This is a genomic window from Pseudomonas sp. GD04015, from assembly GCF_029837675.1.
Classification (GTDB): domain Bacteria; phylum Pseudomonadota; class Gammaproteobacteria; order Pseudomonadales; family Pseudomonadaceae; genus Aquipseudomonas; species Aquipseudomonas paralcaligenes.
On sequence record NZ_JAOEEE010000012.1, the window covers coordinates 64030 to 79629 of the forward strand.

General features: G+C 66.9%; 9 protein-coding genes. 7 read left to right on the forward strand and 2 right to left on the reverse strand.

Annotated features, from left to right (window positions below):
• Positions 1 to 76 precede the first annotated feature (76 nt).
• The 7 genes from N7640_RS12740 (at position 77) to N7640_RS12770 (ending at position 11319) form a co-directional block, all read left to right on the forward strand.
• Positions 77 to 340 carry a DUF1315 family protein gene (locus tag N7640_RS12740; RefSeq protein ID WP_220815226.1) on the forward strand — a complete coding sequence of 88 codons (264 nt, stop codon included), beginning with the start codon at positions 77 to 79 and terminating at the stop codon, positions 338 to 340.
• Positions 340 to 1167: a DUF2797 domain-containing protein gene (locus N7640_RS12745; protein WP_279904878.1), complete on the forward strand. Its 828-nt coding sequence runs from the start codon at positions 340 to 342 to the stop codon at positions 1165 to 1167. The genes N7640_RS12740 and N7640_RS12745 overlap by 1 nt, the downstream gene beginning before the upstream one ends.
• A 61-nt stretch (positions 1168 to 1228) precedes the next feature.
• Positions 1229 to 3886: an aminopeptidase N gene (gene pepN, locus N7640_RS12750; RefSeq protein ID WP_279904877.1), complete on the forward strand. Its 2658-nt coding sequence runs from the start codon at positions 1229 to 1231 to the stop codon at positions 3884 to 3886.
• Between the two features lie 329 nt (positions 3887 to 4215).
• Positions 4216 to 6150 carry a DUF1302 domain-containing protein gene (locus N7640_RS12755; RefSeq protein WP_279904876.1) on the forward strand — a complete coding sequence of 645 codons (1935 nt, stop codon included), beginning with the start codon at positions 4216 to 4218 and terminating at the stop codon, positions 6148 to 6150.
• Between the two features lie 59 nt (positions 6151 to 6209).
• Positions 6210 to 7580, forward strand: coding sequence for a DUF1329 domain-containing protein (locus N7640_RS12760; protein WP_220815222.1), 1371 nt, complete (start codon positions 6210 to 6212; stop codon positions 7578 to 7580).
• A gap of 268 nt (positions 7581 to 7848) precedes the next feature.
• Positions 7849 to 8913, forward strand: coding sequence for a YCF48-related protein (locus tag N7640_RS12765; RefSeq protein WP_220815286.1), 1065 nt, complete (start codon positions 7849 to 7851; stop codon positions 8911 to 8913).
• A gap of 18 nt (positions 8914 to 8931) precedes the next feature.
• The gene (locus tag N7640_RS12770; RefSeq protein WP_279904875.1) at positions 8932 to 11319 is read left to right on the forward strand and encodes an RND family transporter; all 2388 of its coding nucleotides are present in this window, start codon (positions 8932 to 8934) and stop codon (positions 11317 to 11319) included.
• Between the two features lie 223 nt (positions 11320 to 11542).
• Here the strand turns inward: N7640_RS12770 and N7640_RS12775 are convergent, their stop codons facing one another.
• Both N7640_RS12775 and N7640_RS12780 read right to left on the reverse strand, forming a co-directional pair.
• Complete coding sequence (locus tag N7640_RS12775) at positions 11543 to 14500, reverse strand: HD domain-containing phosphohydrolase (RefSeq protein WP_279904874.1); 2958 nt, start codon at positions 14498 to 14500, stop codon at positions 11543 to 11545.
• 49 nt (positions 14501 to 14549) lie between these two features.
• The gene (locus tag N7640_RS12780; protein WP_220815219.1) at positions 14550 to 15599 is read right to left on the reverse strand and encodes an FUSC family protein; all 1050 of its coding nucleotides are present in this window, start codon (positions 15597 to 15599) and stop codon (positions 14550 to 14552) included.
• Position 15600 lies beyond the last annotated feature (1 nt).

A 15600-nucleotide genomic window follows, 5' to 3' on the forward strand; every position in this document is an offset into this window, starting at 1 on the left:
CTGCCCCCCAGATTGTGGGAGCGGCCTTGGTCGCGAAGCCGTTCCTGCATGCGTTCTGACGTTACCGGAGCCCCGTATGTCGTCCTTTGCCGAAATGATCGAGAACATCACCCCCGAGATCTACCAGAGCCTCAAGCTGGCCGTGGAGATCGGCAAGTGGCCGGATGGCCGCAAGCTCACCCAGGAGCAGAAGGAGCTGTCGCTGCAGGCCATGATCGCCTGGGAGATCCAGAACCTGCCCGAGGAGGAGCGCACCGGCTACATGGGCACCTCGGAGTGCGGCTCCAAGTCCGAGCCGATCCCCAACCTGCTGTACACCTCCGTGGACACCCTGCACTGATGGTCGAGCTGGCCCGTGGCTCCCTGAGCAAGATGAAGGCGCAGCTGGACGCGCCGGTGCAATACGCCTTCCGCCTGGGCGACGAGGAGGTGCCGGTCAACCCGCTGATCGGCAAGACCCTGCGCCTGGAATACCTCGGCGCGATCCACTGCAGCCACTGTGGGCGGCGGACCAAGACCAGCTTCAGCCAGGGCTACTGCTACCCGTGCATGCAGAAGCTGGCCCAGTGCGACATCTGTATCGTCAGCCCGGAGCGCTGCCACTTCGAGGCCGGCACCTGCCGCGAGCCGAGCTGGGGCGAGCAGTTCTGCATGACCGACCACGTGGTCTACCTGGCCAACTCGTCCGGGGTGAAGGTCGGCATCACCCGCGCCACCCAGATTCCCACCCGCTGGATCGACCAGGGCGCGACCCAGGCGCTGCCGATCCTGCGCGTCGCCACCCGTCAGCAGTCGGGCTTCGTCGAGGACCTGCTGCGCAGTCAGGTGGCGGACAAGACCAACTGGCGCGCGCTGCTCAAGAGCGACGCCGCGCCGGTCGACCTGCCGGCGGTCCGCGAGCGCATCCTCGACGCCTGCGCCGAGGGCCTGCACGCCCTGCAGCAGCGCTTCGGCATCCAGGCCGTGCAGCCGCTCGGCGAGCAGCCGGTGGTGGAAATCCGCTACCCGATCGAGGCCTACCCGGCCAAGATCACCAGCTTCAACCTGGACAAGGAGCCGCTGGTGGAGGGCACCTTGCTCGGCATCAAGGGTCAGTACCTGATGTTCGACACCGGGGTCATCAACATCCGCAAGTACACCGCCTATCAGCTGGCCGTGCACCACTGATCCAGCCGAACTCATCGCCAACGGGCCGTATCGCCGGCCCGCACAACAAGGGCCACAAGCCATGCGTACCGAACAGCCGAAAATGATCTACCTCAAGGACTATCAGGCCCCCGACTACCTGATCGACGAGACCCACCTGACCTTCGAGCTGTTCGAGGACCACACCCTGGTGCACGCCCAGCTGGTGATGCGGCGCAACCCCGAGGCCGGCGCGGGCCTTCCGCCGCTGGTGCTGGACGGCCAGCAGCTGGAGCTGCTGGAACTGAAGCTGGACGACCGCGAGCTGGGCGCCGGCGACTACCAGCTGAGCGACAGCCACCTGACCCTGCAGCCGACCCGGGAACGCTTCGTGGTCGACAGCAGCGTGCGCATCCACCCGGAAAGCAACACCGCGCTGGAGGGCCTGTACAAGTCCAGCGGCATGTTCTGCACCCAATGCGAGGCCGAGGGCTTCCGCAAGATCACCTACTACCTTGACCGCCCGGACGTGATGAGCACGTTCACCACCACGCTCAGCGCCGAGCAGCACAGCTACCCGGTGCTGCTGTCCAACGGCAACCCGATCGCCAGCGGCAGCGAGGAGGGTGGTCGCCACTGGGCGACCTGGGAAGACCCGTTCAGGAAGCCGGCCTACCTGTTCGCCCTGGTCGCCGGCGACCTCTGGTGCGTGGAAGATACCTTCACCACCATGAGCGCCCGCGAAGTCACCCTGCGCATCTACGTCGAGCCGGAGAACATCGACAAGGTGCAGCACGCCATGGACAGCCTGAAGAAGTCGATGAAGTGGGACGAGCAGGTGTATGGCCGCGAGTACGACCTGGACATCTTCATGATCGTCGCGGTCAACGACTTCAACATGGGCGCCATGGAGAACAAGGGCCTCAACATCTTCAACTCCAGCTGCGTGCTGGCTCGCGCCGAGACCGCCACCGACGCCGCCCACCAGCGCGTCGAGGCGGTGGTGGCCCACGAATACTTCCACAACTGGTCGGGCAACCGGGTGACCTGCCGCGACTGGTTCCAGCTGTCGCTCAAGGAAGGCTTCACCGTGTTCCGCGACGCCGAATTCAGCGCCGACATGAACTCGCGCACGGTCAAGCGCATCGAGGACGTGGCCTACCTGCGCACCCACCAGTTCGCCGAGGACGCCGGCCCCATGGCCCACCCGGTGCGCCCGGATGCGTACATGGAGATTTCCAACTTCTACACCCTGACCATCTACGAGAAGGGTTCCGAAGTGCTGCGCATGATCCACACCCTGCTGGGCGCGGAGAAGTTCCGCAAGGGCTCGGACCTGTACTTCCAGCGCCACGATGGCCAGGCCGTGACCTGCGACGACTTCGTCAAGGCTATGGAGGACGCCAGCGGCGTCGACCTGAGCCAGTTCAAGCGCTGGTACAGCCAGGCCGGCACCCCGCGCCTGGAGGTCAGCGAGAGCTACGACGCGGCGGCCAACACCTACCGCCTGCAGTTCCGCCAGAGCTGCCCGGCCACGCCGGGCCAGGCCGAGAAGCTGCCCTTCGTCATCCCGGTGGAACTGGCGCTGCTCGACGCCCAGGGCCGCGAACTGCCGCTGCAGCTGGTCGGCGAGGACCGCCCGGCCGGCCGCTCCCGCGTGCTGCAGGTGACCCAGGCCGAGCAGGCCTTCACCTTCGTCAATATCGCGGAGAAGCCGCTGCCGTCGCTGCTGCGCGGCTTCAGCGCGCCGGTCAAGCTGAGCTTCCCCTACGGCCGCGACCAGCTGATGTTCCTCATGCAGCACGACTCCGACGGCTTCAACCGCTGGGAGGCCGGCCAGCAGCTTGCCGTGCAGGTGCTGCAGGAGCTGATTGGCCAGCACCAGCGCGGCGAGGCCCTGGCGCTCGACCAGCGCCTGGTCGCCGCGCTGCGCAGCGTGCTGGAGAACGAGTCGCTGGACCAGGCCATGGTCGCCGAGATGCTGTCGCTGCCGGGGGAGGGCTACCTCACCGAGATCGCCGAAGTGGCCGACGTCGACGCCATCCACGCGGCCCGCGAGTTCGCCCGCGCGCAACTGGCCGAGGCGCTGTTCGAGCCGCTGTGGAAGCGCTACCAGGCCAACCGCGAGATTTCCCGCGCCACCGCCTACGTGGCCGAGTCCAGCCACTTCGCCCGGCGCAGCCTGCAGAACATCGCGCTGTCCTACCTGATGCTCACCGGCAGGCCGGAAGTGCTGGCCGCGACCCTGGAGCAGTACGAGGCCTGCGACAACATGACCGAGCGCCTGACCGCCCTGGCCGTGCTGGTCAACTCGCCGTTCGAGGCGGAGAAGGCCAAGGCGCTGGAGGCCTTCGCCGAGCACTTCAAGGACAACGCCCTGGTCATGGACCAGTGGTTCAGCGTGCAGGCCGCCTGCACCCTGCCGGGCGGCCTGGCGCGGGTGCAGACGCTGATGCAGCACCCGGCTTTCACGATGAAGAACCCGAACAAGGTGCGCGCGCTGATCGGCGCCTTCGCCGGGCAGAACCTGATCAACTTCCATGCGGCCGACGGCAGCGGCTACCGCTTCCTGGCCGACCAAGTGATCAGCCTGAACGCCTCCAACCCGCAGATCGCCTCGCGCCAGCTCAGCCCGCTGACCCGCTGGCGCAAGTACGACGCGCCGCGCCAGGCGCTGATGCGCGGCGAGCTGGAGCGCATCCTGGCCTCGGGCGAGCTGTCCAGCGACGTCTACGAGGTGGTCAGCAAGAGCCTGGCCTGATCGGTGATGGCGTTACCGAGCGCTTGCTTGGTAACGCCATCTGTTACCGACTGTTTCCTTTCTACCTGATCAGCTTTTCCACCTCGCCGCAGGCCCCGCCGCAGACGCCTTTTCCTCTGCGGAAGCCCCGGATTCTCAAGGCTAGACTGCGCCAGGCAGGGGACAAATTGAGACAACCTCGGGCGTGATCGGCCATTTTCCGGACCGCGATGGCGGAAGCGGGAAATCGGGCCTTCTTGGTATCGATCTTGAATGGCAGGTGCTCGGCCGCCGTCGCGGTCCCGTGGCCCAGTGCCCATAACAAGAACAATCGATCCATGGAGTTGCCGATGGCCATCCCCTTGCGCAAGTCGTCCCTGTCCCTCGCTCCCGCCAAGGCGGGCTTCGCCCTCGCCGGGCTGGTTCCGCTGCTGCTTGCGGCGCCGGCCTCGGCCGTCGAATTCAGCTTCGTCGATGGCGAGGTGACCGGCTCGCTGGACACCACCGTGTCCTACGGCCAGCTGTACCGGGTGCAGGGCCAGGACAAGACCAACGACGACACCAACGGCAACGACGGCAATCGCAACTTCGACACCGGGCTGGTCTCCGAGGTGTTCAAGATCACCTCCGACTTGGAGGCCAACTACCGCAACTACGGCATGCTCGTGCGCGGCACCGCCTTCTATGACACCCAGATCATGGACAAGCGCAACGACAACGACGACTTCCGGCCGAGCCAGAGCTACCCGCACAACGAGCGCTTCACCGATGCGACCCGGCGCAGCGCCGGCCGCAGCGCCGAGATCCTCGACGCCTACGTCTATGGCAACTGGGACGTGGGCACCATGCCGCTGACCGTGAAGGTCGGCCGCCAGGTGTTCAACTGGGGCGAGGGCATCTTCTACCGCGGTGGCATCAACACCACCAACCCGATCGACGCCGGCAAGTTCCGCCTGCCAGGCTCCGAACTCAAGGAAGTGCTGGTCCCGGTAGAGGCCTTCAACTTCAACGTCGGCCTGACCGACAACCTGTCCCTGGAAGGCTTCTACCAGTGGAACTGGAAGGAATCGGCGATCGACCCGTCCGGCACCTTCTTCTCCGAGACGGACCTGTTCGCCGAGGGCGGCAACACCGCCTACACCCGCTTCGACGATCCGCTGGTGAGCCAGCTGCTGGCGGCCTATCCGCTGGCCGCCCAGTTCGGCCTGGTGGGCAGCGGACCGTACGGCCCGAACGCCTACCTGGACCCGACCAACAACGTGTTCAAGGTGGCCAACATCGGCAGCGACATCAACGCCAAGAACGACGGCCAGTACGGCTTCGCCCTGCGCTACGTGGCGGAGGAGCTGAACCTCACCGAGTTCGGTTTCTACTTCATCAACTACCACGCCAAGGAGCCGCAGATCGCCGTCGACCTGGGCAGCTACCAAGGCGTGGACTTCACCAATCCGCTGTGGGGCGCGGTGCCCGACGCCGCCCGGCCCGGCCTGGCGACCCTGGACGCCGCCAGCAACGCCATCGCCCGCCGCGAGTACGTGGAGGACATCCGGGTCTACGGCTTCAGCTTCAACACCACCATCGGCGAGGCCTCGGTATTCGGCGAACTGGCCTACCGGCCCAACCTGCCGGTGGGCATCAGCGCCACCAACGACCTGCTCGGCGACCTGCTGGGCCAGGGCTTCTTCGGCCTGACCGACATCTACGACGCCGGCGTGGCGGGCGACCAGGCCTGCGCCGACATCTCCGGCAAGCGCCTGTGCCGCGGCCCGACCTTCCACAACTACGAGCGCATAGAGGCGTTCAACCTGTCCATCGGCACCATCTACAACTTCGGCCCCGCGCTCAGCTTCGACTCGCTGATGGGCGTGGCCGAACTGGCCTCCGAGCACGCCCGCGCCAGCAGCCTGAGCTACACCGCCTACGACGGCAGCAAGCGCGGCTTCTCCGGCCGGCCGAACGGCGCCTACGTATCCGGCTACGACGACAAGGACCAGCTCGACCGCGACGCCTACGGCTACACCCTGGCCCTGTCCGGCACCTGGAACGACGTCTACGCCGGGGTCAATCTGTCGCCCTTCGCCGTGTTCAAGCACAACTTCAAGGGCAACTCGCACCAGACCGGCAACTTCGTCGAAGGGGCCATGGCCTACTCGGTCGGCCTGCGCGCCAGCTACCTGAACAGCCTGGAGGCCGAAGTGCAGTACACCGAATACTATGGCGGCGGGCAGAACAACAGCGGCCGTGACCGCGACAACATCGGCGTCAACCTCAAGTATTCCTTCTGAAACCGCATCCCAGGGCAGGGCGGCCAGGCCGCCCGGCCCGTTCGTACGGAGAATCGACAATGCTGATGAAACACACGCTGATGGGCGCCGCAGTCGCCCTCGCGCTTTCCGCCGGTAGCGCCCTGGCGGCCGTCTCCGCCGATGAGGCGGCCAAGCTGGGCACCAGCCTGACCCCGTTCGGTGCGGAAAAGGCCGGCAACGCCGACGGCAGCATCCCGGAATGGACCGGCGGCATCACCCAGCCGCCGGCGGGCTTCAAGGGCGGCGGCCAGCACCACATCGACCCGTTCCCGGACGACAAGCCGCTGTTCACCATCACCAAGGCCAACCTGGACCAGTACCGGGACAAGCTGAGCGCGGGCCAGATCGCCCTGTTCGAAGCCTACCCGGAGACCTTCCAGATGCCGGTGTACCAGAGCCGTCGCTCCGGCTCGGCGCCCCAGTGGGTCTACGACAACACCATCAAGAACGCCACCAGCGCCAAACTGGTCGCCGGTGGCAACGGCTTCGCCGACGCCTACGGCGGGATTCCCTTCGCGATCCCGCAGAACGGCCTGGAAGCCCTGTGGAATCACATCGTGCGCTACCGCGGCACCTACATCACCCGGCGCTCCGCCGAGGTGGCGGTGCAGCGCAACGGTGCCTATTCGCCAGTGGTGTCGGAGACCGAGGCGCTGTTCCGCTACTACGACCCCAAGGGCAGCTACGGCGACCTGAAGAACATCCTCTTCTACTACCTGTCCTTCACCAAGAGCCCGGCGCGACTGGCCGGCGGCGCGGCGCTGGTGCACGAGACCCTGGACCAGGTCAAGGAGCAGCGCCAGGCCTGGGCCTACGCGGCCGGCCAGCGCCGCGTGCGGCGTGCGCCGAACCTGGCCTACGACACGCCGATCGCCGCCTCGGAAGGGCTGCGCACCGCCGACGACACCGACATGTTCAACGGCGCGCCGGACCGCTACGAGTGGAAGCTGCTGGGCAAGAAGGAGCTGTACATCCCCTACAACAACTACAAGATCTCCAGCCCGGGGGTGAAGTACAAGGACGTGCTGCAGGTCGGCCACCTCAACCCGGCGCTGACCCGCAACGAACTGCACCGCGTCTGGGTGGTGGAGGGCACGCTCAAGCCGGGCGCCCGCCACATCTATTCCAAGCGCACCCTGTACCTCGACGAGGACAGCTGGCAGGCCGCCATCGTCGACCAGTACGACGGCCGTGGCGAGCTGTGGCGCGTGTCGGTCGCCTACCTGAAGAACTACTACGACCTGCCCACCACCTGGTCGGCGATGGAGGCCTTCCACGACCTGCAGAGCCGTCGCTACCACGTGCAGAACCTGGACAGCGAGGAGCCGGCCACCGTCGACTTCACCAAGGCCACCCCGGAAGACAGCTACTTCACGCCGTCCGCCCTGCGCCGTCGCGGCACCCGCTGAGGTATCGACGCCCTGGCCGCCGGCTTGGCGCGGCCCCTTTGCGACCCGGCCCCGGCCGGGTCGCCTTTTTCCAGCGGGCCATTTCGGGTAGGGTGCGCCGTGTTCGTTCTGGGCTGTGGGGCTCGTCACAGAGCCGCTGCGGCGCTTAACAAAACATAACGTCACGCCGATTGTCAGTTTTTTCCAAAGCCGTATAGCATGAGGTCCGCCTAACAAAGGCTTGAACCCACCTATAAGAATAAAGGGGGAATACATGCGTGAGCCCGTCATGCGGCGCACCCGCTCCGGTTGCCTGACATCCGTCCAGGCCCAGGCCCGTCATCCATCGCCGCTGGCGAAGGCGCTGTCGCTGTTCAGCGTCTGTTCCGTTCTGGCTTTCGCTGCGCCTCTGCCGCTCCAGGCCGCGGACGCCGCCACCGTCACTTCCATCGAATCGCCCAAGGCCGTCACCAGCCTGCTGCTGGACATCGCCCATGCCGGCAAGCGCCTGGTCGCCGTCGGTGATCGCGGCCACATCCTGTTCTCCGAAGACGCGGGGCGCAACTGGGTCCAGGCCCGGGTGCCGAGCCGCCAGCTGCTGACCGCGGTGTACTTCGTCGACGACAAGCATGGCTGGGCCGTCGGCCACGACGCGCAGATCCTCGCCACCGACGATGGCGGCGCCAACTGGACGCTGCAGTTCGAAGACCTGGAGCGCGAAGCGCCGCTGCTGGACATCTGGTTCCGCGACGCCAGCAACGGCTACGCCGTGGGCGCCTACGGTGCACTGCTGGAAACCAGCGATGGCGGCAAGCACTGGGAAAACGTCAGCGATCGTCTCGACAACGAGGACGGCTATCACCTCAACGGCATCGCCGCGGTGAAGGACGCCGGCCTGTTCGTCGTGGGCGAGGCGGGCAGCATGTTCCGTTCCGCCGACTGGGGCCAGACCTGGGAAAAGGTCCAGGGACCGTACGAGGGCACCCTGTTCGGCGCCATCGGCACCTCCAGCGCCAATACCGTCCTGGCCTACGGCCTGCGCGGCAACCTGTACCGCTCCACCGACTTCGGCAATACCTGGCAGCAGGTCAAGCTGCTCTCCGACAGCGGCCCGCTGGAGTTCGGCCTGGCCAACGCCAGCCTGCTCAAGGACGGCACCGTGGTCATCGTCGGTCATGGCGGCAGCGTGCTGACCAGCAAGGACTCCGGCCGGACCTTCTCGGTGGTCAACCGCGCCGACCGTGCCTCGCTTTCCGGGGTGACCGACGATGCGGCGGGCAACCTGATCCTGGTGGGTCAGGGCGGCGTGCATGTCGCCGATTCGACTGGCGAAGAGCCAGGCACAAAACAATAAGTCGGGGCGAATGAGCATATGAGTTCCACCAGCAGCCATCACCAGGACAAGGCGACCTTCCTCGAGCGCCTGATTTTCAACAACCGGCCCGTGGTGATCGCGCTGTGCGCGCTGATCACCATCCTGCTCCTGTGGCAGGCGTCGCACATCCGCCCCTCGACCAGCTTCGAGAAGATGATCCCGCTGGAGCACCCCTTCATCGAGAAGATGCTCGAGCACCGCAACGACCTGGCCAACCTGGGCAACACCGTGCGCATTTCCGTGGAGGCGAAGGATGGCGACATCTTCTCCAAGGAATACATGGAGACCCTGCGCCAGATCCACGACGAAGTGTTCTACATCCCCGGCGTCGACCGTTCCGGTCTGAAGTCGCTGTGGAGCCCGAGCGTGCGCTGGACCGAAGTGACCGAAGAGGGCTTCGACGGCGGCGAAGTGATCCCGCAGACCTACGACGGCTCGGCGCGCAGCCTCAGTCAGTTGCGCGGCAACGTGCTGAAGTCCGGCCAGGTCGGCCGCCTGGTGGCCAACAACTTCAAGTCCAGCATCGTCGACGTGCCGCTGCTAGAGCAGTATCCAGACCCGAACGACCAGAGCAAGCTGCTCAACCTGGACTACCGCCAGTTCTCCCATGAGCTGGAAGAGAAGATCCGCGACAAGTACCAGGCGCAGAACCCGAACGTGCAGATCCACATCGTCGGCTTCGCCAAGAAGGTCGGCGACCTGATCGACGGCCTGCTCATGGTGGTGGCCTTCTTCGGCGTGGCCCTGGCCATCACCCTGGTGCTGCTGTACTGGTTCAGCTGGTGCATCCGCTCGACCATCTCGGTGGTGTCCACCACCCTGATCGCGGTGGTCTGGCAGCTGGGCCTGATGAACCTGGCCGGCTTCGGCCTCGACCCGTACTCGATGCTGGTGCCGTTCCTGATCTTCGCCATCGGTATTTCCCACGGCGTGCAGAAGATCAACGGTATCGCCCTGCAGTCGAGTGACGCGGACAACGCCCTGACCGCCGCGCGGCGGACCTTCCGCCAGCTGTTCCTGCCGGGCATGATCGCCATCCTGGTGGATGCCGTCGGCTTCATCACCCTGCTGATCATCGACATCGGCGTGATCCGCGAACTGGCCATCGGCGCCTCCATCGGCGTCGGCGTGATCGTGTTCACCAACCTGATCCTGCTGCCGGTCGCGATCTCCTACATCGGCATCAGCAAGCGCGCGGTCGAGCGCAGCAAGCGCGAGGCCAACCGCGACCAGCCGTTCTGGCGCCTGCTGTCCAACTTCGCCCACCCGGTGGTGGCGCCGATCTCTGTGGTCATCGCACTGACTGCCGGCGTGTCCGCCTTCTGGTACCAGAAGGCCCACCTGCAGATCGGCGACCTCGACCAGGGTGCGCCGGAGCTGCGTCCGGACTCGCGCTACAACAAGGACAACGACTTCATCATCAACAACTACTCGACCAGTTCCGACGTGCTGGTGGTGATGGTCAAGACGCCGAACGAAGGCTGCTCCACGCACCAGACCCTGGCGCCGATGGACGAGCTGATGTGGCGCCTGGAGAACACCGAGGGCGTGCAGTCGGCCATCTCGATGGTCAGCGTGTCCAAGCAGGTGATCAAGGGCATGAACGAAGGCAGCCTCAAGTGGGAAAGCCTGTCGCGCAACCCGGACATCCTCAACAACTCCATCGCCCGCGCGGACGGCCTGTACAACGCCGACTGCTCGCTGGCGCCGGTGCTGGTGTTCCTCAACGACCACAAGGCCGCGACCCTCAAGCGCGCGGTGGGAGTGGTCGAGGACTTCGCCAAGGACAACAACAAGGACGACCTGCAGTTCATCCTCGCCGCCGGTAACGCCGGTATCGAGGCGGCCACCAACGAGGTGATCGCCACCTCCGAGCTGAAGATCCTGGTGCTGGTGTACATCTGCGTGGCGGTGATGTGCCTGATCACCTTCCGTTCCTTCGGCGCCATGCTGTGCATCATCCTGCCGCTGATCCTGACCTCCATCCTGGGCAACGCCCTGATGGCCTGGCTGGGCATTGGCGTGAAGGTGGCGACCCTGCCGGTGATCGCGCTCGGCGTGGGCATCGGGGTGGACTACGGCATCTACATCTACAGCCGCCTGGAAAGCTTCCTGCGCGCCGGCATGCCGCTGCAGGAGGCCTACTACCAGACCCTGCGCTCCACCGGTAAAGCGGTGCTGTTCACCGGTCTGTGCCTGGCCATCGGCGTGGTGACCTGGATCTTCTCGGCGATCAAGTTCCAGGCCGACATGGGGTTGATGCTGACCTTCATGCTGCTGTGGAACATGTTCGGCGCGCTGTGGCTGCTGCCGGCCCTGGCCCGCTTCCTGATCCGCCCGGAGAAACTCGCCGGCAAGCAGGGCGGCTCGCTGTTCGCGCACTGATCTCGACCTGACCCTGGCTGTACCCGGAACGCCCGATGCTTCGCATCGGGCGTTCTGCTTTTGGGGCGAAAAGGGTTAGTAGGGTGCGAGTGATGTTGCCTTCCCTACGGTTTGTGTAGGGCCGGTACCGGTTCCGGATTGCATCCGGTTACGGCAGTGTTCCGGTGCACGGCGCTTGCCGCAAAAACTCACCGGGCTCCCTCAGGGGCGCATGGTATTCCCTCTACGAAGGAAGGCCGGCGCGGTCCAGGATTTCGGCGTTGTCCACCGTTTCGATCTGCTCCGCCCGCAGGTGGCGTTCGGCGTAGGCCTGGGGGACGCCCGAGGTGACGAACAGGGCGAACAGTTCCGGATCGATATGGGCATCGCGGCACATGCGGGCCATGATGGTGAGCGCTTCGCTCAGGGTCTTGCCCTGTTTGTAGGGGCGGTCCACCGCGGTGAGGGCCTCGAAGATGTCGGCGATGGCCATCATCCGCGCCGGCAGGCTCATTTCCTCGCGCTTCAGGCGTTTCGGATAGCCGCTGCCGTCCATCTTCTCGTGATGCCCGCCGGCGATCTCCGCGACGTTCGCCAGGTGTCGGGGGAAGGGCAGGTGGTCGAGCATGCGGATGGTCTGCACGATGTGGTTGTTGATGATGTAGCGCTCCTCGGGGGTAAGGGTGCCGCGGGCGATGCCCAGGTTGTACAGCTCGCCGCGGTTGTACTTGTGCGGCGGCACGTCCAGCCGGAAGCCCCAGGGGTTGTCGGCCGGGATCGCCTCGCTGGCCGGGCGCTCGAACAGGTGCTCGGGCCTGTCCGCCAGCAGCGGCTCCCGCACCGGCAGCTCCGGCGCCGGGGTGCGCGCCTGGCGCTGGTTTTCTTCCCAGGACACGCCGATGCGGTCGTCCAGGGTGCGCGTCCAGGTCCTGCCGGCGATGCTGGCGAGGCGTTCCCGGTCCGCCTCTTCCATGGCCTCGCCGCCCAGGTTGCAGCGGGCGATGAAGGCGAATTCCTCGTCCAGGGTGGCCAGGGTCTCGTCCCGCAGGGCGGTCAGGCCAGACTCGTCGCCGCCCCGGGCCACACCTTCCCAGTAGGTCACCCAGGCGTCGCGCTTGATCAGCTCGAAGCGCATGCGGACCTCGTGGATGCGGTCGTACAGGGTCTCCAGCTTGGTCGCCTTGTCGACCACGTGCTCGGGCGTGGTGACCTTGCCGCAGTCGTGCAGCCAGGCGGCGATGTGCAGGGCCTCCCAGTCCTCGTCGCTCGGCCGATAGTCGCGGAACGGCTCGGCCTCGCTGTCGGCGGCGGCGCGGGCCAGCATCAGGGTCAGTTCCGGCACCCGCTGGCAGTGGCCGCCGGTGTAAGGGCTCTTGGCGTCGATGGCGCCGGCGATCAGCTGGATGAAGGCGTCGAGCAGGCGCTTCTGCTGCTCCAGCAGGCGCTGGCTCTCGATGCACAGGGCGGCCACGCCGGACACCGCCTCGACATAGGCGATACGCTGCGGGCGTAGCATGGCCGGCTCGGCTTCCTCGCCGGTGTCGCGGTGCAGCAGCAGGAGCACGCCGAGGGTCTCGCCCTGGCGGTTGTGCAGGCCGGTGCAGACCAGGTGCACGCGGGGGCTGTCCAGGGTGTGCAGCAGGCTCTGCAGGCCGTTGGCCTGGTCGAAGCCGAGCGAGGCCACGGCGGTGTCGCCGCCTTCGGCGGGCTGCCGCACCCAGTCGGGCATCCGTGCTTCGCCCGGCACGTAGGTGGGGATGCGGTGTTCCTCCAGGCTGTGCTGCTCGTTGTTGATGAACAGGCCGTGGGGTTCCAGGGCGCCGCTGTCGCGGTCGCGCAGGTAGAGCAGACCGGCGCTGGCCTCGCTGAGGTCCACCGTCTCGCGCAGAACCCGGCGCAACAGGGCGTCGAAGCGGGTCTCGGCGGACAGGCTGGCGGTGATTTCGAGGAAGCCGGACAGGGTCTCCTTCATCCGGCCCATGGCCAGCGCCAGCTGGTCGATCTCCAGCACCGGCGAGCGGCCGCTGGCGGGGTGGGCGAAGTCGAAGCTGCGAATGGCCTCGGCCTCGACCACCAGGGCGCGCAGGGGCCTGACCAGCAGTCGCGACATCAGCCAGCCCAGTGGGATGCACAGCAGCAGGATCGCCAGGGTGAGGACCGCGCCCTGCCAGCGGATGCGGTAGGCGTCGGCGAGCAGTTCCTGCTCTGGGGCCAGCAGGGCCAGGCGCAGGCCGTTGGGGCCGCCCTCGGCGAGCTGGCTGTAGGAGACCTGCCAGCGCTTGCCGGCGAGTTTCATCGCGCCTTCGCGGTCCTTGGCGAGGTCGCGCTGGAACAGCTCGCCGAGCGCCGGGCTGAGCCGCTCCACCGGCACCAGTTCGACGGACTCGCTGTTCAGCACAAGCCGCTCCACGTCCGGGTAGGCCACCGCGGCGCCGTCGGGGCGGTACAGCACCAGTTCGGTTGAGGGTGTCACCTGGTGCCGTGCCAGGGTCGCCGACAGGTCGGCCAGGGTCAGGTCGGCGCCGAGCACGGCGCCGCTGGCGCTCACCCGGGCGAGGGTGGTGCCCACGTCGCGGGTGGAGAAGAACACGTAGGGCTCGGTGGTAATCAGGTCGCCGCTCGCCCGGGCGCTGGCGTACCAGTCGCGGCTGCGCGGGTCGTAGCTTTCGCTCAGCTGCTGGCGGCGGCTGATCGGGTTGAGGTCGGTGTCGAAGTAGTGCGCCTCGGAGAGTGGCCGCGCGTCGCCGCTGCGCTCGATGCTCCAGACCTGGTAGGCGGCGCCGGCCGGAGCGGCGAAGATCCGCTTGAGGCGCTCGTCGCGCAGCGGCCGCACCATGAAGAAGTCGCCGTCCTCGTAGCCCAGGTAGAGCGAGGCCAGCGTCGGGTTGTCGCGCAGCGCCTGGGCGAACACCGGCAGCAGGCCCATGCGCTGGCGGGTGTCCAGCAACGGGCCGCGCTCGTCGAGGGCGAGCAGGCCGAGCAGGTGGCGGATCGGCTGGTAGGTGTGCCGCAGGTCGGCCTCGACCTCGTCGCGGATCTGGCCGAACAGCTGCTGGCTGCTGGAGAGGATGATCCGGGTGGTCTGGTGGTAGTTGAACAGGCCGAGCAGAGTGCCGCTGCCCAGCAGCAGGAGCGTGAACAGCACGCTGATGTGAACGTGAAGTGGAAAGCGCCGTCCTTTTCCGTGGATCTTGCCCTGCATATTCCTGCTCCGCAGCGTTCCCGGTCAGGGCAAAAGCATAGACGCTCGGTCAGGATTGCGAAGGCGCCTTACCGCGCTCCAGCCACTGTTGCAGGCCGTGCATCAGCAGCGCCACCAGCATCGCCAGCACCACGCCGATCAGGCTGTTGAACAGGCGCACCTGGGCCAGGTGCCAGTCGTGGGACAGGCTCTCGGCCAGGAGCACGAAGCTGATCGTCACCTGCAGCACGAACAGGCCGTAGTGGTGGGCCTGGAAGGCCCGGCTGAGGATGATCAGCGGCAGGATGAAGGCGACCATCAGCGGCGGGCTCTGCAGGCTGTGGCCGAAGTAGATCAGCAGCAGGGAGGCGCACAGGCTGGCCATGCTCAATTGCAGGGCACGCACCAGGCTGCCGCGCATCTCCAGCTGCAGGGTGGCGATCAGCGCCAGGGTCAGCCAGTAGCCGCGCTGCAGCCCGGCCACCTGCACGATCAGGCCCGCCGCGGCGCAGCCCAGGGTGTAGCCCAGCGCGTGCAGCCGCCAGCGCTGTTCCGGCAGGCGCCTGGCATGGCGCTTGAGCACCTTGAGGACGGCCATCAGGCGCGGCATGTGCGGCCACATGCGCAGGCCGTGCACCCCGCGCAGGCCGAAGGCGAGCAGGGCGACCCAGAGGCCGCCGAGGACGAACAGGGCGGCCACCGCGTCGGCGTTCTTCAGCGTGCCCAGGCCGTGCTGCCCCTGGCCGAGGCACAGGCACACCGCCAGGCCCAGGCCGAGCTTGCCGGCCTCGGTGCCGAAGCGCTGCAGCCAGGCCAGGAGGAAACCGTACAGGGCGAACAGGCCGAGGCTGAGCGCGGGGTGGCTGACCGACCAGAAGCCCAGGCCCGCGCTGCAGGCGCCGAGCAGGACGAGCAGCAGCAGGCGGAGCATGCCGAAGCGGTGCAGCGGATTGGCCTGGGCCGCCTGGAAGGCGCCGGCCGAGGCCCAGAGGAAGCCCGGGTGGCCGCTGAACAGGCCGAGCAGCAGGGGCAGGGCGCAGCCGAGGCCGGCGACCACCGCCGGGCCCCAGGCCGGAGGGCCCGCGTGCCAGGTGATCGCCTGCCGGAACAGCGCCTTCATC